The following is a 20,592-nucleotide window of genomic DNA, read 5'->3' as shown; positions in this document are numbered from 1 at the left end:
GTGGAGTGGGGGCTGGTGGAGTGGGGGCTCGTGAAGTGGGGGCTCGTGGAGTGGGGGCTCGTGGAGTGGGGGCTCGTGGAGTGGGGGCTGGTGAAGAGCCGGGTGCTGGGGCTCGAGCTCTTGCGGAGCCACTGTTGGCGGTCGTCGCCGAGGCGGGGCCGCTGGAGGTGCGGAGTGCGGCTCTGCAAGTGCTGGCGGGTTTCGACCGAGCGGAGGTCGCCGCCCGCCTGCTGAAACTGCATCAGACTGCGGCACCTCCGCAGCTGCAGACGGAGATTCGTGACGTGTTGCTCAGCCGAGTCGATTCCGCTCGCCATTGGCTCACGGCTGTCGACCGAGGTGAGATTCCCGCGGCTGTGACGCCACTGGAGCAGGTTCGCCGGGTGGCGTTGCTCGAGGATCCTGAGCTGGACGCCTTGGTCAGCAAGCACTGGGGAAAACTCGAGGCTGCGACGGATGAAGAGTTATTGGCGGAAGTGCGACGGCTGAACAATGACCTGCGGGCCGCGAGCGGTGACGCCAACGCGGGTCGAGCAGTGTTCAAACAGCATTGTGCCGTCTGCCATCAGCTGTTCGGCGAAGGAGCAAGCCTCGGGCCCGATCTGACTTCGGCGAATCGCCACGACCGGAATTTCATGCTGATCAGTTTGGTGGATCCGAGCAGCGTGATCCGCAGGGGGTACATCAGCTTGATCGTCCAGACGCGCGACGGCCGAGTATTGACCGGAATTGGGGCAACTCGCGACGACGCCACCTTGGCGCTGCGGGATGCAAAGAACCATCCAATCGTCGTGCCGACCGCTGAGATCGAGTCGGTCCGCGAATCACCAATTTCACTCATGCCGGCCGATCTCTACCGGCTCCTGACACCTCAGGAGTTAAGGGATTTATTCGCATATCTCGAATCTGGGAGCCAACGATGAACGGTGCCATTGCGAGAGTGGCAAAGTGTTCGTGCGTTCTGATCCTCATGCTCTCCGTTCGCACTCCCACGTCTGCGGAGGAGAGGAGCGAGGCGGAAGGTCAAAAAGCGACTCGTACCTATCAGAATCAGTTGCGGCGGATCGAGAATCCCAAACCGCTGTTGGCCGACTATCCAGAATTTTTCGAGCCGATCATCGAGCAGACTCACTTCGAGGCTCCGGCGATCGTCGTCGACGAGGATGCTGATCTCGAGGTGAGGGCGTGGAGATTCTCCTACAACGCGCGAGGGATCATCGAGATGCCCAATCACCTGAAAGCATCACGAACAGCGATGATTATGGTCCATCCTTGGGGGATCGATGACGGGCAAGGGTGGAACACACCGGAGCCGGCCGGAGTCGCAGACTTCTGCACAGTGGAGAAGAATCATCTCGCAGCTCGCCACACTCGTACCGTCATTCGCCCCTTCATTAATTCTCTTCGCGATGACGTTGCTCTGGTGATGTACAGCTTGCCGGGGAGCCGAGACCCCATTCGGCACAAGCTCTACCGGTCCTTTACACATCAACCAACGGCGGAAGAACGGAAGCAGGGAGCGGCGGAGCTGCAAGCAAAACTGGCGGCCTTCGATTATCGCGGCGAGCCCTTGCCCTCGCAGTTGACGCTTTCCGAAGACCATCCAGTCGGTGACTACTTTCGGCAGTTTCCCGGCTTGGATGCCGGAGCGAAGTACAACAATGACGGTTTTTGGAGTCTGCCGATTCCGGTGACAACGGACATCGACGTCCATCCCACGGATGTTGTGATTTATGATGGGGAGGGCTACGCGCCGCTGCGAGAGTTTCTCATCGAGCAGGGAGTGCGTCACATCCTGCTCACCGGTTATGCAACCGATATGTGCTTCTGCCGGACGACCGCCGGTTATGAGAATCTGTCGAAGGATTTCAATGTGTTTCTCGTGGGGGATGCGTCGCTGGCAACCTTCCCCGCCAACACATCACCTCGGTTTGCGGTCAACGCAGCAATCTCCTTCGCGTCACTGAATCAGTTGATTACTCAGGTTTCCTGGGTCCGGCAGAAAGCGGAGGAGCAGTGATGGCGATGAAATCTTCGGGCTGTTCGCGGCGAGCATGGCTGCGGGGTGCGGCCCTGTGCGGTGCCGCGACGGGATGGGGTGGACTGGGTGCCGAACGCTTGGCGGCAGCCAAGGGGACAGCGGATGGGGGCAAGGCACGGATCTCGATCACGTTCGATCTGGAGATGAGCCGCAATTTTCCTCGTTGGGAGATGACCCACTGGGATTATGAGAAGGGGAATCTCGATGCGGCCACCAAGCGGTATGCCGTCGAAGCCGGGCGAAGGGTGAAGCGTCGGGGGGGACGGATTCACTATTTCTGTGTGGGCCGAGTGCTGGAGCAGCCGGACGTGGGATGGTTGAAGGAATTGGCTCGCGAAGGCCACCCGGTCGGCAATCACACCTACGACCATGTGAACGTGCTGGCCCAAAAGCCAGAGGAGGTTCAGTTTCGGTTTCAGCGGGCACCGTGGCTGATCGCCGGCCGCACGGCGGAGGAACTGATTCGCGACAACATCCGGCTCACGACGTTGGCGCTGCAGCAGCGAGCGGGCATCGACAACTGCGGCTTTCGCACGCCGGGCGGTTTTGCCCATGGGCTGGCCGGTCGAGAAGACGTGCAGCGAATGTTGCTCGGTGCCGGCTTCACATGGGTCAGCAGCCAGTATCCGCCGCATGCCAACACGCAGCCACGGCAAGAGCCATCGGAAGCAGTCTTGGCGAGCATCGTCGATGCGCAGCGGTTGGCTCAGCCGTTCGTCTATCCCGAGACCGGCTTGGTAGAAATCCCGATGAGTCCGATCAGCGACATCGGGGCGTTTCGCACCGGCCGCTGGCAACTCGAATGGTTCCTCGAAGCGGTCGGGCGGTCGGTGGACTGGGCGATTCGCGAGCAGAAAGTCTTCGATTTTCTCGCCCACCCGTCGTGCCTCGGAGTGGTCGACCCGGAATTTCGGACGCTGGACCTGATTTGCGATCGCGTTGAGGCTGCGGGCGACGCGGCGGAACTGGTGGATCTCGACCGAATCGCCCGGAGTGTGCATCGCTGACCCGTTGGACCGGGGGCTGTCGGTCGATACGCTCATGGAGACGCTTTCCTGCCGCCGATCCTCCGCGACCCCACGCATGCGATGCGCCAAGTTCACACCACCGATATTAGCGGCGAACTGATTTTCCTTGGGACCGGCACTTCGGTCGGCGTTCCGGCGCTTGGCTGCGGGTGTGACGTGTGCACCAGCGACGACCCGCGAAATCACCGCACGCGTTGTTCGATCGTGCTGGGATTACCCAAAGGTAATTTGCTGGTCGACACGCCTCCGGACCTCCGCACGCAGTTGCTCCGCGAAGGGATCGGGCTGATTCACGCCGTGCTGTTCACCCACGAGCACGCCGATCACCTGTTCGGGCTGGACGACCTGCGACTGTTTCCGTTCTATCTCGACGCGCCCGTGCCACTGTACTGCGAAGAGAAGGTGGAGCAGCGGATTCGGCATTCCTTCGACTACGCCTTCTCGAATCTACCAGCGACGCACCCGGGGGCCACGCCGCGGCTGGTGTTTGAGCGGATCACGACCGAGCCGTTCAGCGTCCTCGGGGCTCCGGTGATTCCAATCCGTCTGGAGCACGGTCCGCGGTTCCGCGTCCTCGGCTTCCGCTTCGGCGACATCGCCTACTGTACCGACACGAATGCGATTCCCGAGGAGAGTTTGTCGCTGCTCGAGGGGTTGGACGTGTTGATCATCGACGCCCTGCGGATGGCACCCCATCCGACGCATTTTGGACTGCAAGAGGCGGTGGCGATCGCCGAACGGGTCCGTCCGAAGCGGACGCTGTTGACTCACACCTCGCACGAGCTGGAGTACCGGGCGACCAACAAGCTGCTCCCCGATACGATCGAACTCGCCTACGACGGAATGAGACTGAGCCTTTGACCGAGCCGATGCCTGGACCGCATGGAACCATCGACCCGGCGGTGCTCGCCGCGGCGGATGCCGTGGCCGAGGCGCTGGCGGTCAATTCGCGAGCCGCGGTGGATCTGCCTTCCGGCGGACGCTTGCACATCGACCGTCAGCTGCCGTTTTGCTGTGTCGCGCGGAGCGGGCCCGGCCCGCAGGACGCGATGACGGCGGAGCTGATCACGTCGGAGGCAGCCTATATTCGCGGAGCGGCTTCGCCGGAATTCTTTGCCAGTCTCGATTACCTGTGTCGTCGTCTAGTCGAGTCGCTGGTTCAGGAATTTGACGGCGTGCTGATCCTGGAAGTCTGGGCGGCGGCTGAGCCAGCTCGGCCCACGGAGCTGGCCCACGAGGCGCTGCGGCCGCACTTTCGAATCGTCGCTCCGGACGGCCGGCTGACCACGACGGTCGAAGCGCTGGCCGAGGCGCTGCGGGAGGTCACGATCGCCGGCCAGCAGGCGGAAGTGGAGATCGTCGAAGGGGCCGTGCCCGCTCCTCCCGGCCTGCCTCCGCTGCTGCAGCCACCCGAACAGCCGCATCCGGGATGTTTTCATCTGGGGCTCGAGGTTCTGCCGGTCTACTACGATTCAGAGCAGGAGTTGGAGTTTCCGCAGACCTTCGCCCTGCTCCGCGCCCAGTTGACCGGAGCGCTGCGGCGGTCGTTCGCCGCATTTGCTGGCTCTTCGACTTCGTATCCGCCGGTGCACTTTGAAGCGCTCGGTGTGAGCACGATGGAGGATGAAGCGGGGGAAGTCGACCGGTTGCTGAGCGAGGTTGCCGAAGCCTACGACTTCCTGTTGCTGCTGACGCCGACAAACACCGAAGACGCCTGGAGCAGATTTCGCAGCAGCCACTTCGAGCGAGCCCCGACGCTTTTTTATCGTCCCCTGCCCTTTGATGTTGATCTTCAAAAGCGGCGGCTATTCAACATTCGGCTCGAAGAGGTATCGGACCCGACACTGCAATCGTTGCTGCGGGCGAAGCGGGACGAGATGGATCTGGAGTTGACGACGCTGCAGAAACGCGGCCTGCCTGGATTCCGATACCCGGCGATGCAACTCTTTGGGGAAGTTTCTCCAGAGCTGCTCCAGTCGGCCAAGGAAATCCTGGCGGCGCTCGCCGAGCGAGATGCGAAACGGGATCCCGCGACACGCAAGTCGCCGGTGATGATCAGCGGGCCGGAGTTCCGCAAAATCGCTTTGGCCGAAATCGAATACTACCGCCAGCAGAATCCCCGCTTCGATGCGACGGTCGAGCTGCGCGATGACATCGGCGAAGGGCTGATGGTCTCTCGCAATCGACTCTTGGTTCCAATCCAACTGCGAATTCCCGAGTCTCGCGTCCGCGCGCTGCTGCAGCACGAGATCGGTACGCATCTGCTGACCCACTTTAACGGCCGGCAGCAACCGTTTCGACAGATGGCAACGGGCCTAGCCGGGTATGAGGTCTTGCAGGAAGGGTTGGCGGTTCTGTCGGAATTCTTGGTCGGCGGTCTGAGCTCTGAAAGGATGCGGACGTTGGCCCTCCGCGTGATCGCCGCCGATGCGATGTTGGATCGAGCAAGCTTCGTGGACGTTTTCCGGTTGCTGCATCAAGAGCATTCGATCGATCCCGAAAAGGCATTCTCGATCACGGTGAGGACGTTTCGGGGCGGTGGGTTCCCCAAAGATCTGGTCTATCTGCAGGGGGTGATCGATCTGCTGCCCCGACTCAATAACGCAGCCGAATTCGCCTTGATGTGGGTCGGCAAGATCGCTCTGGAAGATCTGCCCTCGATCCGTGAACTAAGGCGACGGGAGATCGTGGTGCCAGCCGCCTTGCTGCCTCGCCATTTCAACGACGCCAGTTACCGCAACAAGCTCGAACGATGCCACACGATGTCGGCCCGTGAACTTGTCGAGGAGTAGAACTCGTTGAGGAGTAGAACTCGTCGAGGAGTAGGCGTGAGAGGCCTACATCGTAGCGAGCTGAGCATTAGAGATTGCCGACCCGTAGTGCTGCTTGTAGCGCAGCTTTCTGGCGATGTCTTGCATCACCACTTCGGCGAAGTTCACTCCGGTGAGATCGCGGAGGCTCCAAAAGCCTCCAGGGCTGAAAACGTTGATCTCCATCAATTTGTCGTCGACGATGTCGAGTCCGGCAAGGAACATTCCGTCGGCGACAAGCTTGGGACGCACCAATTCCACCAGGCGAAGCATTGTTTCATCGACCTCCACCGGTTCACTAACGCCTCCGGTGTGCATGTTGCTCCGCATGTCACCCGACTTGTTGACCCTGCGAAAAGCGGCGTAGATTCCGTCGTGCTGCAGCGGTTGCCCATTCATCACGAATAGCCGCACGTCGCCATCTTTGGCCGCGGGCAGATAGGCCTGGGCGATGCAGTAGCCATCGCGGATGACCGCTTCGATCATTTGATTGCTGTTCGCCGGATCATCGCTGCGCAACAAGAACACGCTCTCGCCGCCACTGCCATCGAGTGGTTTGATCACAATCTTGCCGCCATGGGAGTCGGCAAACCGTTTGATTTCTCCGGCATCGCGACTGATGCACGTTTCGGGACGCACCTGCTCGGGGAAGTGTTGGAAGTATGTCTTGTTGAGGGCCGTCGCGAGATGCGTCGGGTCATTCAGAACCAGGACTCCCTGTTGAACGGCGAGATGCCCAAACATGATGCCTGGCGTCTGCGCCCAAGGACGCTCTTTTTTGTCAGGCGAAGGATCGTTGCGAAGCATCAACACGTCGAGGTCGGAGATCGCGATCTTCGTTGGCTGCAGATTCGGGTCTCGCAGAACCTCCACTAGCGCGTCACCCGACTCGCAGGCCTCGCGGGGGATCTTCCTCGCTAAACCGTAGACTTTTCCGTCGCTGGCGTAGATGAAATCGGCGACGCCGAGGATCCAAGGCTCGTGCCCCAGGTGACCCGCCGTAATGGCCAATTCGGTGGTCGTGTATCGAGGATGTTCCGTCTCCGGTTCATTGACCACAAACCCAATGCGCATGCGATGAGCCCCCACCCAATTCGAAAGACGTCGGCGCGACAACTGCTGGCGCCGCTCGCTTTCACTCTGAGAGCAATCGATATACCAGCAGAATGGTCGCCTTTCGCTCCGCCCATAGTCGCCTTTCGCTCCGCGAAAGCAGCGCCCTTACGCTACTTTCGCGGAGCGAAAGGCGACTATGCTTGCGCTACTTTCGCGGAGCGAAAGGCGACTATGCTTGCGCTACTTTTGCGGAGCGAAAGGCGACTATGCTCGCGCTACTTTCGCGGAGCGAAAGGCGACTATTTGTTTCGCGGCCAACGTGCGGTGGCTGTAAAACTCAGTTGCCGCCGAAGTTGAGTGGCGGGAAACCTGCTCCGCTGGGACCGGCGGCCGGGTTCGCACCGGGGGCGGCCGCCTCAGCTTCCTCCCCGCTGACGATCAATTCGTCGAGCTGAATCTGCAGATCGCCGTAAGTCGACTCGGGAATGATGTAGTACCAATCGGCAAAGCGACTGTTCAGCTCCCGCACGCGGCTGTTCGCCTGGTTGATCTTTTCCTTCCAAGCATCCACGAGCCGCTGGTTTTCCTTGCGGATCTTCTCCTGCTCGGCCTCGAGCCGCTCGAGCTTCTCCTCTTCGGTCAGCTCAGTATCGGCTTGCGGCGCCGGAGCGTTTTCCGGTGCCTCGATGTTCGGCTCATTCGCCGCCGACTCTTCCTTGCCCGGCTCTTCCGAGCGGTCCTCACCCTGGGCGGGCTGTTCGTCAGCGGGCTCTTTGTCAGCGGGCTCTTCGTCAGCCGGTTCTTGGGGAGCCGACTCCGTGGTTTCAGCTTCGCTCGCCTGCTCCTCATCCTGCCGGTACGCGACCAGCGTCGTGCCCGCCTTGCCGTCGAGCGAAGCCGCGTCGTCCTCAGCGGGCGAAGCAGCGTCGGCGTCGCTGGCCGGTTCTTCGCTGGCCGGTTCTTCGCTGGAAGGCTCGTCCGACGCGGGAGCTTCGACTTCGGTCACGTCTTCATTGGTGGGAGCGTCGCTCGCCGACTCGGCTCCATCGGCCGGCATCGCTTCGTCAGCCGGTTTAGCATCGTCCGCCGGTTTAGCATCGTCGGCCGGTTCAGCGTCGGCCGGTTCAGCGTCGGCCGGTTTAGCGTCGGCCGGTTTAGCGTCGGCCGGTTTAGCGTCGGCAGGAGCTTCGGCCGCTGGTTGTTCGGCTAGCGGATTGAGCATTACCTCGAGGTCCTCGAGCGTTTCCGGAACCACTTTCAGCTCCGGAGCGGGGATCTTCGACTGGTTGACGCGGGTGGTAACCAGGAGGTAGCGATTGGCGCCCCCTTCGGCCTCCTCGCCCTCCTCGCTCTCGCCGTTGGCATCTTCGATCCCGGCGATGCCGCCGAATCGCAAGACGTATTCGATTCCGTCTTTCAGTTCGACGATCAGCTCTCCGTTCGCAGCCAGGATATCGACACCCCCTTCGCCACTTCCCTGCACCGGGTAGAAACCACGACTGGCGAGAGAGCGAAGCGATTCTTCGTTTTCGTACAGCGTCTTGTCGGCTTTCAGATCGGCGCTCATCCCTTCGGGTTTGCGGACGACGTCGACGATTTTGAGGTCGTCCAACGCGTTCTTGAAGGCATTAAGCTTTTCGGTGTTGAGCGATTCTTCGCCCTCGAGCGACCTTACCTGGCCGGAATTTTGGCCGTTAAAGACGACGAGGTTTTCCAGGTTCCACTCATTCGATTCGTCAACCACCAAGTTCGCATCATAGCGCCGCTTTTGGTTGACAGCCAATCCGCCTCCCGCGTTGCCGCCGACGGCGACCGTATAGTTGCGAATCTTGGCGCCGGTGATATCGAAGCTGGAGAGTTTTAAAAGATCGTCTTCGATCCACTGCCGGAACTCGGTCGTCAGCGGCGAGTCATCCAGCTCGACTTCGTAGACCGGATCTTGGTTGGGAATCCGCACGTAGCGATGCGATTCATTCCCTTTGACCTCGTCGCCAACGATCAGCGAGGCCAGGGTGTTGCCTTTCTCGTCCTTGATCGAAACCAGTCGTCCGACACCTTCGTCGCCTACGCGGAGCTGGTCGACATTGGGCTCGAGCACGCCGTACTCTTCGTGCTCTTCGGCCTTGTCGGTTTTGACGTCGAGGATTTTCAGACCCAGCAGCGCGGTCGCCGCCTGTTGCATCTGTTCGGTCGCATCGGCCGGATAGCCTTGCCGCGAGGGGATGCTCCAGACGCCGCTTTGACGATCCTTGGCAACCTCGAATGAGTCGAGCTGGCCGAGGGTCTCATCGAAGGTGACGATCTTCAGATTGGCCGCCGCCAGCGGATCCTGAAAATCCTCGAACAACGGCTGGGCGATACGATCACCGACCGAATTGTCGGTCTGGGTAGGCCAAGCGACGAACGTCGCGAACCCGGCCATGACCACGGCGACGGCCCAGAAGATGCCTGTTTTTGTGCCTTCGTTCATCGCTTGCGTTCAGAAATTCGTGGAGATGGGGGATTGTGGGAGGTGGGGACCCGGATGGAACCAGTAAGAAAGCGGGACTGTGGCCGCGGTATTATTTGAGCCGCGCCTTGGTGATGTTGTCGCGCTCGCGGAGCCGACGGGAGGCGAAGACGACGATTCCGACCAGCAGCGGCGGAATACAGGGGACGGTCACCGCCAACGCTTTGACCAGATTTTGGATCCGGACAACGTCCATATCCGCTTCGCGGCGAATCGCCTGCGTGCGGCTGTTCATCTCGCGTTCGAATTTTTCGCGCTGAACTTGTTTGACGCGCTCGAGCGCCCCTTGCTTGATCTCAAACTCTTGCAATCGCCGCTGCAATTCCGCGCGGTCGATCTGGCCGTCGGCGCTTTGGCTTTGCAGCTCTTCGATCTTCTCGCGGAGTTTCGCCAGCTCACGGTCGCTCTGCTCGTCCAATTCGCGGATCGCGTCGTCGAATTCGTTCTGGAACCGAGTGACCGCTTCACGTTCACTGCTATTGGCGGCTTCTCGCACCTCCTCGACCAGCGTCAACGAGCTGAAGATCGGCTCGTGTTTGCGGACTTCGAGGAAGTCGATTTCGCCAGTCAACCAATCGACGGTGTTGAGCAGGAAGGTGACGTTTTGGAATTGGAACCGGATCTCCTGCGCTTGGTTCGGGTCGGCGCGCAGTTGCAAGAAGACCGGGAGCATCAGATCGGTGTCGGCGACGTAGACCGCCTTTTTGGTCGCTGCGACCGCGGCGTCTTCACCTTCCGCCGCTTGCTCGGCTTTCGTGGGGGCTGCTTTCCCTTCGATGGCCATGGCCATCGTCGACGGGCCGGTTTCGGGACCTTGGGCACGCATGAGGCCCATTGGGTCGTTGAGGTTTTGGCGGAGATCGCTGTAATCGATGCGCCCGCTGGCGGTGCCGGTGGTCAGCAACGGCGTGTGTTGCAGTTCGCTTCCCTCGGCTGCTTGGACCGCACCCCCGTAGAGCAGCAGGACTTGCCGCAGCCCGGAAGTGATCGGGTTTTCTTCGCTCAATGCGTCCACGGCGCCCGTTGCCTGTTCGTCGATGAACGCCCAGAGGTCGTTGGGGCCGAGGGCCAAGTTGGGATAGGGATTGAATTGTTGCCAGACCAGCTCCGGCGAATACAAGCCCTGCTGACCGGGCTCGCCCGGAATCCGCAGATCGAGCGCTTCCCAGAGTTTGCGGATCTCACCTTTCGGCTGCATTCCGCCGCCCCCGAACATTCCCCCGGGAGCTTGCTTGGGATCGCCCGTGGGAGTTAGGTTTTGCTGGACGAAGGGGAAGGGATCTTCAAAAATCGCGGTGGGGATCCCCGCGTTGACCGCATCGACCAAGCGATCAAAACGATCGGGAGGCAGGGTCGAAGGCTGGACGACGACGAGCGCCGCGTACTGACCGGGCGAGAGCGGTGCGGTCAGATCCACCGCTTCGACTTCGTACTGTTTTTCCAGTTCGGTGACGATCGGGTGCTTCTCGGTCTGCTGCGGCTGCATTCCGGCGAACGTGATCCCGCCCATCAACTGCGCATCGGTCTCGACGATCCCGATCCGCTTGCGGGTTCCTTGGGCGACGGTGTCGATCGAGCGGACCAGTTCGTATTCGACTGGAATCCCATATTCAAAAATCGGAACCGTGACTTTTTCCAATCCGCTGCGGAGGGCGGCTCCGAGGATCAGACGTTTTTGCTGGAAGGTCCCTTTCTCACGGACCAACCGTTCCACCGGGCGAATTCCAAACCGCTCTTCGGCGAGCGTTGCTTCTTCGCTGAACAACTCGATGTCGTCGTGCAGATTGACGTCGATCGACCGTCCCCGTTTGTTGGCTTCGCTCTCGAATTCTTTGAGTAGGTTGACCAGTTCGTAGCGCGTCGTCGCGTACTGTTCGGGAATATCATCGCTGATGAACGCGTCGATGATGATCGGACGCTCGGGGTCGAGATCGCGAATCAGACGCTTGGTGGCCGGAGCCAGCGAGCTGACTTGGCCTTCGGTGGCGTCGTAGCGGACGATCTCCCAGTTTCGGAACAGGATCACGGCGCCACCGGTGATCACCACCAGGGCCAAAGCGCGGCCGATGTAGTGCCACGCCATCGAGCTTCCATCCTTGCCCCCGGTCCAGTGGCGGCGGCCAATCAGAACCATGCACACGTAGAGTGCGACACCGGCGACGAGCAGGAAGTAGGCGACCGAGGAGAGGCTGACGACGCCCCGGCCGAAATCGTCAAACGAGCGGCTCAGCCCGGCCGCTTCGAGCACCCGCGCGGCGATCTGCTGGGGAATGATCGCATCGGCCAGCGAGGCGAAGGCGAGCGGAGCGTTGAACAGGGCACCGAGGATGAAACCCACGGTCAGGTTGCCGGTCAAGAACGACGCAACCATCCCGATCGCGATCATCGTCAGCCCGACGAACCAGTAGCCGAGATAGGTCGTGAAGATCAGCCCAGTGTCGACGTCGCCGCGGGTCAGGATGGCGAGCGTGATGAACGTCGAGAGCTGGGAGAATAGCAACGACGCGGTGAAAATGGCCGCGGCCGACATGTATTTGCCGATCACAATGTCAAAGTCGTCGGCCGGCAGGGTCAGCAGCAATTCGTCGGTCCCCTGCCGCTTTTCCTCGGCCCAGATGCTCATCGTGATCGCCGGGATGAAGACCAGCATGATCAGCGGGAACCAGTAGTTCAGCTGGTCGAGGACCGCCAAGTTCTGATTGAAAAACTCATACGGCCAGAAGGCTGCCAGCGAGGTCAGAAAGACGAAGATGCAGAGGAACACATAGCCGGTCGGATTGCTGAAGTAGCCGACAAAGTTTCGTCGCATGACGGCGAACGCCGCCCGCTTGGTACTGGCGAGCAAACCCACGATCAGGGCGAGGATCAGCAGGAAGATGACATCGACAACCAATAGCTTTGCCAGTGCCAACAGGACCGAAAAGTTCATGGGTGGGACTTTGAGGAAATGGTTGCGAGGAAGGATTTGTGTGCGTCGGTTCCAGAATCCGGGGCTAGCGGAGCTATCGCATCAGCCGCCGGGCGGTAGCCCCCGGTTCCCGAAAGTGCGTCATAACCGGACGCTAGCGCGTGGCGGCTGATTTGACTGCACGCTCCCGAAACGCACTACGCGACCGAAGTCGCTTCGGTGCGCGTCAGATTATGGAAAGCGTCATCCAGATCGGTGCCAGCCTCTTGCAGCCCCGAGACCGTGCCGTTGAAGACGACGCGGCCTTCGTTGATCATCACCACGCGGTCGGCCATCGCTTCGACTTCTTGCAAGATGTGGGTGCTGAGCAAGATCGTTTTGGTTTCGCTCAGCCGCCGCATCGTCCGCCGGACTTCGCGAATCTGATTCGGATCGAGCCCCGCGGTCGGCTCGTCCATGATCAGCACGTCCGGCTCGTGGAGAAGGGCCTGGGCCATCCCGACGCGTTGCTTAAAGCCCTTGGAGAGTTTGCTGGTCGCTTTGTGAACCACGGTTGAGAGGTCGCAGATCTCGATCACCGCTTCGATCCGCTCTTTCTTATAAGCGGCCGAGAGCCCGCGGGCGTCGGCGAAGAAGTTGAGCATTCCGAGCGGCGTCATCTCGGGGTACAGCGGTCCATTCTCCGGCAAGTAACCGAGCCGCTGGCTGCCGGCAATCCGGTCGCGGAGCATGTCGTGACCGGCGATCCGGGCCACTCCCTCCGAGGGGGCGATGTAGCCGGTGAGCATCTTCATGGTCGTGCTCTTCCCGGCGCCGTTGGGGCCGAGGAACGCGACCAGCTCACCTTCGTTGACGGTGAAGGTGACATCGCGGGTCGCCGCGAACGGACCATAAAACTTGCTCAAGCCGACCGCTTCGATCATCGGTCGCCGGGCGTCGCCCTGGGAGCTGGGGCTGGCCAGCGGGCTGGGGCTGGCCAGCGGGCTCGTTTCTGCCGACGGGCTTGTCCCGGTCGTCGGGCTCGTTGCAGACGAATGACTCGGTTCGCTCGGTGAACTCATGGGCGTCAGTGCCGGAAGGGCTGTGTCACAGGTACGGGATCGATGCTGGACGTCGCAAGCGTCAACAGTTTATATAGCTCGCCCCTATGGGGACTCAACGCCCTCTACGCAGCCGTTGCGGTAGCGGTTCGGGCGTCATGCGAGGGCGAGGACCTTCTTGAGCCGCAGACGCTAACACGGATTATTCATCAGCCGCGGGGCGCTAGCCCCCGGTTCTCGAACGGACCGGGAAAACCGGACGCTAGCGCGTGGCGGCTGATTTAACACACTTAGACGCCTGAATAGGCCGGCCTCAGTGCTCGTGGCGGGCGAAGATCATTCGCCCGGCGTTGGTTTGGAGGGTGCTGGTGACCGTCACCGGAACCTCGCGATTGATTGCCGAACGCCCCCCTTCGATGACCACCATCGTTCCGTCATCGAGGTAGCCCACGCCTTGATCGGGGCCTTCGCCCGCCTTGATGACCTTCAGCTGGAAAGTCTCGCCGGGGAGGAACGCGGGGCGGAGCGAATTGGCGATCTCGTTGAGGTTGATCACCGGAACGTTGTGCAGTTTGGCGACTTTGTTGAGGTTGTAGTCGCCGGTCACGACCTTGCCATCGAGATGTTTGGCGAGCAAGACCAGCTTGAGGTCGACCGGGTGGTCGCCGAGCTCCGGGAGGTCGCGGTCAAAAATCTGCAGATCGACCTTTTCGTCCGCCCGCAACCGATTCAACACGTCCAGTCCGCGGCGTCCACGGGCACGCCTCAATTTGTCGCTGCTGTCGGCGATTCCCTGCAGCTCGTTCAGGGCGAACCGCGGGACGATCAACTGGTTGTCGAACACTCCGGTCGCCACCAAGTCCTCGATGCGGCCATCGATCGCTACGCTGGTGTCCAGGATCAGCGGCTTAAAACCCTTCACTTCCCGCACGAATTCCACGTACGGGATGAGAAAGCGGAAATCGTCCTTGGTCTGCAGCAGGACGCTGATGCAGATGTAGCAGAGCACCATCCCGAGCACGAGCTGGACGGCGTAGGCATGCTGGAACCGCTCGAGCAGCGGGATCGTGGCGATCGACAGCACGTAGGTTAGCAGCACCCCAACGAGCAGTCCAAAATAGACCGCGCTGATCGTGCCGATCTGTTTGCGGCGGACGTAGATGTCCGTCAGGATCATCGCGATCGCTAGCCCCACGATTCCAATGAACACGGTCCAGGGGAGCCAAGCGGCTTCCTGCGAACCGAGCTGGGAGTTGACGAGCGCCGAGATCCCGCCAGCGACCAGCAGGAACACGCAACGAAGAATGATCAGAGCCATCGAACGGCAAGACCGCCTGAGCGTAACGTGGAAGAGGGGGAGGCGTTCCCAGTCGCCGTGGGGGACCGAGTGTGCCAGGAACTGTCGCCCCGAGTGTAGGTCAACCGGCCCACGGCGACCATGGAGGGCCGGGTAATCCATCGGCCGAGGGACTAAGACCAGTCGGCGAGGGGGCCCGAGCCGTTGCGAAGGTGGAGGTACTGGGCGTCGCAGAAGCGGTCAGTCATCCCCGCGAGGTATTCGCCGGTCGCTCGTTCCCAGCCGATCTGCTCGCCTCGCAAGCGGAATCGCAGCGGCAACCGCTGCGGATCGGCCACCAGCGTCTCGAACAGCTGCTCGAGCCGCGATTCGGCGGCATGCCGCACGGCGAGCAGGCGGGGGTGGCGATAGACCCGCTCGAACAGGAACCGTTCGAGCTCGCGCCGCTCTTCGCCGATCGTCGGGGAGTGGAGGAGCCGAACTCCGGCCGCCGAAAGTTCTTCGCTGCGCATGGCCATGCAGGGAACCAGCCGCTCGAGGCTCGCGTGCAGAAAATCGCTGATCTGCAAATCGATCAGCTCGTGCACCAACGCCTGCCGCAGCCGCGCCGGGGGGAGCGCACCGTAGCGGCTGCGGACTTGCTCAAGCGCCCGGCGGACGATCCGCAAGCGGCTGAGTTCATCGATTCCGAGCAAACCCATCTGCACCGCGTCGTCGACATCGTGAGCGTCGTAGGCCATCGAATCGGCCGCATCGACGATTTGCACTTCGAGCATCGGCGAAGCGCCGACGGCCGCTTCTTCCTTGTGGGCTCGGATGTCTTGGCCGGCCAGCAGTTCGGCCGAAAGGTTCAGCCCCGGTCGGCCGGTGAAGCGGTGCTCCAGCTCCTCGACGATCACCAGCGCGAACTGATTATGCGAAAACCCGCCGTGGTCGCGGAGGCAGGCGGCCAACGTATCCTCGCCACAGTGTCCGTAGGGCGGGTGCCCGATATCGTGCATCAAGGCTAGCGCTTCGACCAAGTCTTCGTTCAGCCGCAACACCCGCGCGATCGTGCGGGCAACCGAGGCGACCTCGAACGTGTGTGTCAACCGCGTCCGGTGGTATTCCCCCATGTCGCCGGTGAAGACCTGCATTTTTCCCGACAGGCGACGAAACGCGCTCGAGTGCAGGATCCGGTCGCGGTCTCGCTGGAACGGCCCCCGGTAGGGATGCACCGCTTCCGGATAGCGGCGACCGGCCGTATCGCGGCTGTGCATCGCGTACTGGGCCAGCATCCACGGTTCGCGATCCTGGCCGAACAGCGGCGGCGGGTGTGGGGCGGCGGAGACCGAAGGAGCGGTCATGCGTGACTGTGTTTCCGAGGCGACGAGCGACCAAGCAGCGGGGGATCGGCGGAGCACCGCCGCGACACCCGAGGTGCCTACCTCGGCTCCGGCAATCCGCATAGGATCAGCTCAGGAGCATCCCACTCAGGTATTGTAGGACATGATCAAAACAGCGGACATGGCTAGCGGCAACGGAGCTTCGAAGAGCGGGTCTTCGCGACCGGAGAACGTGATCCGCGTGCGGGGGGCCCGAGTGCACAACCTCCGCTCGGTCGATGTCGACCTGCCCCGCGACTCGCTGACCGTGATCACCGGCGTCTCGGGGAGCGGCAAATCGTCGCTCGCCTTCGACACGATCTACGCCGAGGGGCAGCGGCAGTATATCGAAAGCCTCTCGGCCTACGCGCGGCAGTTTCTCGACCAACTCGAACGGCCCGACGTCGACTTGGTCGACGGACTCGAGCCGACGCTGTGCATCGATCAAAAGCCGGGGACCAACAATCCTCGCAGCACGGTCGCGACGGTGACCGAAATCTACGACTACTTGCGGCTGCTCTACGCTCGCGCCGGAACCCCCCACTGTTACAGCTGTGGCCGAGCGATCCTGCAGCAAAGCGCCGAACAGATCGTCGATGCCTTGGCCGAGTTGCCCGAGGGGACGAAGCTGATGCTGCTCAGCCCGATGATTCGCGGCCGCCGCGGGGCTCACGCCGAGGTCTTCGCCGAGATTCGCAAGGCGGGGCTCGTGCGGGCGCGGGTCGACGGAGAACTCTATCCGCTCGAAGAAGTCCCGGCACTCGCCCCGCGGAAGAACCACACCATCGAAGCGGTCGTCGACCGGGTCGTGGTTCGCGAGGGAGTGCAGGGACGGATGGGCGACTCGGTCCGGTTGGCGCTGCGGTTTGGCGACGGAGTGCTGACGGCCGTCTACCAGCAGCCCACTGCGAGTGGGGCCAGTGCGAGTGGGGCCAGTGCGAATGAGTGGGAAGAGCGATTGTTCAGCACGCGCTACGCCTGTCCCGACTGTGACGTCAGCTACGAAGAGCTCGAGCCGCGGACGTTTTCCTTCAACAGCCCCTACGGCGCGTGCGAAGCGTGTGGCGGGATGGGGCGTCGGGAGCGGTTCGATCCCGAGGGCATCGTGCCGGACCCGGAGAAATCGCCCGCCGACGGAGCTCTGGTGGCCTGGAAGGGGACCACCGCGGCGGTTCGCGGGCGGGTCCGCAAAGCGGTCGAACCGTTCCTGGAGAAGCATGGAGCCGGATGGGAGAAGCCGCTCACGGCGCTGAAGCCGGCTGCGTATCGCAAGCTGTTCGAAGGCGACGGCAAGTTCCTGGGGCTGATCGCGATGCTCGAGGAAGAGTGGGAGGCGGGGCGGAGCGAGAAGCGTCGCGAGCAGTTGAGCGGGCTGCGGGCCGACTTGACCTGCGAAGCGTGTGGTGGAGGCCGGCTCCGCCGCGAAGCGTTGTCGGTCACCGTGGCGGGGCGGGCGATTCACGAAACGACTGCGCTCCCGATCGTCGACTCGCTCGAGCACTTCGAGGCGATGCAGCTCGAGGGAGCCGCTGCGGAAGTTGCGAAACCGATCCGCGGCGAGATCTTGCGGCGGTTGCGATTCCTCGAGCACGTCGGCGTCGGCTACCTCAGCCTCGATCGCCCCGCCGATACGCTCAGCGGCGGCGAGCTGCAGCGCGTCCGATTGGCGACGAGCATCGGCTCGGGGCTGGTGGGCGTCTGCTACGTCCTGGACGAGCCGTCGATCGGTTTGCACCACCGCGACAACGACCGCTTGATCTCGGCGATGCGGGACCTGCAGCAAGCGGGCAACACGGTGCTGGTCGTCGAGCATGACGAGGCGGTGATGCGTGCGGCGGACTGGCTCGTCGATATGGGACCGGGAGCTGGGCACCGGGGAGGCACGGTGATCTCGCAGGGGACGCCCGAGCAAGTCGCTCACGATCCGCAGTCGATCACCGGGCGCTACCTCACCGGCTCCGCCGTCGTCCCGGTTCCCCAGGAGCGGCGGCCCGCCGACCCGGCTCGAATGCTGGTCCTCCGCGGCGCGGCCACACACAACTTGAAGGACGTCGAGCTGCGAATTCCACTCGGTTTGTTGGTCGGTGTCACCGGAGTCAGCGGCAGTGGGAAGAGCTCGCTGATCAATGAAACCCTCTACCCGGCGGTGGCTCGGCGGTTGGGCCTCGTGGCCGCTAAGCCGGGACCGCATCGCGAGCTGTTGGGGGCGGAGGGCGTCGACAAGCTGATCCGCATCGACCAAGCGCCGATCGGCCGCAGCCCCCGATCGTGCCCAGCCACGTTCACCGGGGTGTGGGACGAGATTCGCAAAGTCTTTGCCGCGACCCGCGAAGCCAAGCAACGTGGATACACGGCCAGCCGGTTCAGCTTCAATTCAGCCCAAGGACGGTGCCCGCAATGCCAGGGACAAGGGCAAGAAAAGATCGAGATGAACTTCCTCAGCGATCTCTACGTGACCTGCACCGCCTGCGGAGGACGCCGCTTCAATCGCCAGACGCTGACGGTCCGTTACAAGCATGCGACGATCGCCGACGTGCTGAACATGACGGTCGACGAAGCGGCTGAATTCTTTGAGAACTTTTCCAAGATCGACCGCTTTCTCGACTCGATGCGAGCGGTGGGACTCGGCTACCTGCACCTCGGCCAATCCTCGACGACGCTCAGTGGCGGCGAGGCGCAGCGCTTGAAACTGGCCACGGAACTGGCTCGAGCCGAGACCGGCAACACGCTGTATTTGCTCGACGAACCGACCACCGGGCTGCACTTCGAGGATGTGGGGCGGTTGCTCGGCGTGCTGCAAGCGCTGGTCGACCGCGGCAACACGGTGATCGTGATCGAGCACAATCTGGACATCGCCAAAGCCTGCGATTGGTTGGTCGACCTGGGCCCCGAAGGGGGAACCGGTGGAGGCAGGATCCTGGCCGAGGGAACGCCCGAAGCGGTCGCCGCGGTGCCCGAAAGCCCGACGGGAAAGTATTTGCAGGAGATGCTGGGGGGGTGAGTACTAATAATCGTACTCAGCGAAGCGGTACTCGTACTCGTACTCGATTCCGGCTCGCCGCGCAGATAGCCGCCCTCGATCGAGTACCGCTGCGCTGAGTACGAGTACCGCTGCGCTGAGTACGAGTACCGCTGCGCTGAGTACGAGTACCGCTGCGCTGAGTACGAGTACCGCTGCGCTGAGTACGAGTACGAGGGGGGGAGCTCACTCTCCGCTGCGGCGGTCGCTGGTCAGGCGGACCGGGATGATGGCGGATGTTTGATCGCTTCGCTCGACCGTCACGCGGACCACGTCACCGGCTTGTTTGCTTTCGACCGCCGAGAGCAGATCGTCGACCGTGTTGACTGGGACTCCGTCGACGTGCGTCATGATGTCGGCAGTGGAGTAGTCGCGGCGGAGGATATCGCCAAACACCGTGCGGCGGCGGACGACGCGGACGCCTTGCAGGCCTGCCTTCTCGGCCGGTCCCTCGGGAACGGTCTCGACGATCAGCAGCCCCTGCTCGACTTCCGCCACCGCTTCGATGCCGATCGAGGGACGGTTGATGCGGCCGAAGCGAATCAGCTGGGGCACGATTCGGGAAATGGTCGCCGAGGGGATCGCGAACCCGATCCCGCTGCTCTCGCCAACCCGGCTGGCGATCGCCGTATTCATGCCGATCAACCGTCCGCGGCTGTCGAGCAGCGGCCCGCCCGAATTGCCACGGTTCAGCGGGGCATCGATTTGGATGATCGATTTCATCAAGCGGTGTCCCTGGCTGGGCAGCGTCCGGTTGAGGCTGCTGACGATCCCAACGGTCATCGTTTGTTCCAGGCCGAGCGGGCTGCCGAGGGCGAAGACCCGCTGGCCGACGCGAAGTCGCTCGCTCCGCCCGGGTTCGACTGGCGAGAGCGCTTCCGGGGGGGCTTCGATCCGTAAGACTGCGATGTCGTTGGGCGGGTCGGCGCCGACGAGGGTCGCTTCGAACTGTTGGCCGTCGTGCAGCGTCACGAGCAACTGCTGGGCGCCGGCGACGACGTGGTAGTTGGTCAGGATATGGCCGCGAGCATCCCAGACCGATCCGCTGCCGCTCCCTTCGTTCTCGGCGGCGCCAAAAAATCCGTTGCTCTGGACCGTCCGCGTCTCGATGTGCACCACCGAGAGGTGAGCTTTCTCGTAGACCGCGATATTGATCCGTTCCTCGGGAGTCAGCTCGGCCAGTTCCTCATCCACATAGGCCGCCGGCTGCGCGGGGGCGAGTCGCGAGCCGGGCCCTTCGACTGGAGCGGGAAGCTCGGCGGCAGGCGGCGCTTGACCGCCCGGCACCGGCTGGTTGGGGAGCAGGATTTTGGGAGCTGGGGCGAATCCGCTCGCGGCCTGTCCCCACGCGGTCGGGGCCGGGAGTGTGGTGAGCGTTAGCGGGGCGAGCAGGATGCCCAGCAGCCACCCCGCGACCCTGGGCGGTGTCGCGGAGAGCGGGCGATGGTTCTCAGGAACGTAGTTTCGCGTCTGCATTGGTTTTTCCGTCCTCTCAGCGCTGGGCTGGGTACTGCATCAGC

General features: G+C 62.4%; 13 protein-coding genes. 6 read left to right on the top strand and 7 right to left on the bottom strand.

Translation table 11 applies throughout. The features are described from left to right. The 5 genes from GNK13_RS11365 to GNK13_RS11345 all read left to right on the top strand — a co-directional run. A partial coding sequence (locus GNK13_RS11365; protein ID WP_203545356.1) for a c-type cytochrome occupies positions 1-923 on the top strand: 923 nt, incomplete at its 5' end. Positions 924-970: 47 nt separating this feature from the next. Further along, positions 971-2,020 carry an isochorismatase family protein gene (locus GNK13_RS11360; RefSeq protein ID WP_203329030.1) on the top strand — a complete coding sequence of 350 codons (1,050 nt, stop codon included), beginning with the start codon at positions 971-973 and terminating at the stop codon, positions 2,018-2,020. Continuing rightward, positions 2,020-3,048, top strand: coding sequence for a polysaccharide deacetylase family protein (locus GNK13_RS11355; protein ID WP_203329029.1), 1,029 nt, complete (start codon positions 2,020-2,022; stop codon positions 3,046-3,048). Before GNK13_RS11360 ends, GNK13_RS11355 begins: the two co-directional genes overlap by 1 nt. Before the next feature lie 81 nt (positions 3,049-3,129). Then, entirely contained in the window at positions 3,130-3,930 is an 801-nt protein-coding gene (locus GNK13_RS11350; protein WP_164102638.1) for an MBL fold metallo-hydrolase, read from the top strand. Positions 3,931-3,938: 8 nt separating this feature from the next. Next, positions 3,939-5,861: a flavohemoglobin expression-modulating QEGLA motif protein gene (locus tag GNK13_RS11345; protein WP_164102637.1), complete on the top strand. Its 1,923-nt coding sequence runs from the start codon at positions 3,939-3,941 to the stop codon at positions 5,859-5,861. A gap of 45 nt (positions 5,862-5,906) precedes the next feature. Here GNK13_RS11345 and GNK13_RS11340 read toward each other — a convergent pair whose 3' ends face one another. The 6 genes from GNK13_RS11340 to dgt all read right to left on the bottom strand — a co-directional run bounded on the left by GNK13_RS11340 (position 5,907) and on the right by dgt (position 16,035). Then, the gene (locus GNK13_RS11340) at positions 5,907-6,953 is read right to left on the bottom strand and encodes a glutathione synthetase (RefSeq protein WP_164102636.1); all 1,047 of its coding nucleotides are present in this window, start codon (positions 6,951-6,953) and stop codon (positions 5,907-5,909) included. A 319-nt stretch (positions 6,954-7,272) separates the two neighbouring features. Beyond that, on the bottom strand, positions 7,273-9,405 hold the full coding sequence (locus GNK13_RS11335; RefSeq protein ID WP_164102635.1) for a DUF4340 domain-containing protein: 2,133 nt from the start codon (positions 9,403-9,405) through the stop codon (positions 7,273-7,275). A gap of 91 nt (positions 9,406-9,496) precedes the next feature. After that, positions 9,497-12,373: a Gldg family protein gene (locus GNK13_RS11330; protein WP_164102634.1), complete on the bottom strand. Its 2,877-nt coding sequence runs from the start codon at positions 12,371-12,373 to the stop codon at positions 9,497-9,499. Between the two features lie 176 nt (positions 12,374-12,549). Continuing rightward, complete coding sequence (locus tag GNK13_RS11325) at positions 12,550-13,275, bottom strand: ABC transporter ATP-binding protein (protein ID WP_164102644.1); 726 nt, start codon at positions 13,273-13,275, stop codon at positions 12,550-12,552. 430 nt (positions 13,276-13,705) lie between these two features. Next, a complete protein-coding gene (locus GNK13_RS11320) occupies positions 13,706-14,710 on the bottom strand; it encodes a PIN/TRAM domain-containing protein (RefSeq protein WP_164102633.1) in 1,005 nt (334 codons plus the stop codon). A gap of 152 nt (positions 14,711-14,862) precedes the next feature. Continuing rightward, a complete protein-coding gene (dgt, locus tag GNK13_RS11315) occupies positions 14,863-16,035 on the bottom strand; it encodes a dGTP triphosphohydrolase (RefSeq protein ID WP_164102643.1) in 1,173 nt (390 codons plus the stop codon). Between the two features lie 142 nt (positions 16,036-16,177). Here dgt and uvrA point away from each other — a divergent pair, with 142 nt between their 5' ends. Then, positions 16,178-19,054 (top strand): excinuclease ABC subunit UvrA, encoded by a 2,877-nt coding sequence (uvrA, locus tag GNK13_RS11310; protein WP_235935060.1) that lies wholly within the window; start codon positions 16,178-16,180, stop codon positions 19,052-19,054. Positions 19,055-19,258: 204 nt separating this feature from the next. Here the strand turns inward: uvrA and GNK13_RS11305 are convergent, their stop codons facing one another. Next, a complete protein-coding gene (locus tag GNK13_RS11305) occupies positions 19,259-20,548 on the bottom strand; it encodes a S1C family serine protease (protein WP_164102632.1) in 1,290 nt (429 codons plus the stop codon). Positions 20,549-20,592 lie beyond the last annotated feature (44 nt).

Source organism: Candidatus Laterigemmans baculatus, assembly GCF_010367455.1.
Classification (GTDB): Bacteria; Planctomycetota; Planctomycetia; order Pirellulales; family Pirellulaceae; genus Laterigemmans; species Laterigemmans baculatus.
Note: the sequence above shows the minus strand (reverse complement) of the source record. Positions and strands in the feature narration are given on the sequence as shown.

Bases quoted from the DNA above. Each gene is read 5' to 3' on its own strand.
- GNK13_RS11360 (WP_203329030.1), top strand. From the start codon at position 971: ATGCTCTCCGTTCGCACTCCCACGTCTGCGGAGGAGAGGAGCGAGGCG.
- GNK13_RS11355 (WP_203329029.1), top strand. From the start codon at position 2,020: ATGGCGATGAAATCTTCGGGCTGTTCGCGGCGAGCATGGCTGCGGGGT.
- GNK13_RS11350 (WP_164102638.1), top strand. From the start codon at position 3,130: ATGCGCCAAGTTCACACCACCGATATTAGCGGCGAACTGATTTTCCTT.
- GNK13_RS11345 (WP_164102637.1), top strand. From the start codon at position 3,939: ATGCCTGGACCGCATGGAACCATCGACCCGGCGGTGCTCGCCGCGGCG.
- GNK13_RS11340 (WP_164102636.1), bottom strand. From the start codon at position 6,953: ATGCGCATTGGGTTTGTGGTCAATGAACCGGAGACGGAACATCCTCGA.
- GNK13_RS11335 (WP_164102635.1), bottom strand. From the start codon at position 9,405: ATGAACGAAGGCACAAAAACAGGCATCTTCTGGGCCGTCGCCGTGGTC.
- GNK13_RS11330 (WP_164102634.1), bottom strand. From the start codon at position 12,373: ATGAACTTTTCGGTCCTGTTGGCACTGGCAAAGCTATTGGTTGTCGAT.
- GNK13_RS11325 (WP_164102644.1), bottom strand. From the start codon at position 13,275: ATGATCGAAGCGGTCGGCTTGAGCAAGTTTTATGGTCCGTTCGCGGCG.
- GNK13_RS11320 (WP_164102633.1), bottom strand. From the start codon at position 14,710: ATGGCTCTGATCATTCTTCGTTGCGTGTTCCTGCTGGTCGCTGGCGGG.
- dgt (WP_164102643.1), bottom strand. From the start codon at position 16,035: ATGACCGCTCCTTCGGTCTCCGCCGCCCCACACCCGCCGCCGCTGTTC.
- uvrA (WP_235935060.1), top strand. From the start codon at position 16,178: ATGATCAAAACAGCGGACATGGCTAGCGGCAACGGAGCTTCGAAGAGC.
- GNK13_RS11305 (WP_164102632.1), bottom strand. From the start codon at position 20,548: ATGCAGACGCGAAACTACGTTCCTGAGAACCATCGCCCGCTCTCCGCG.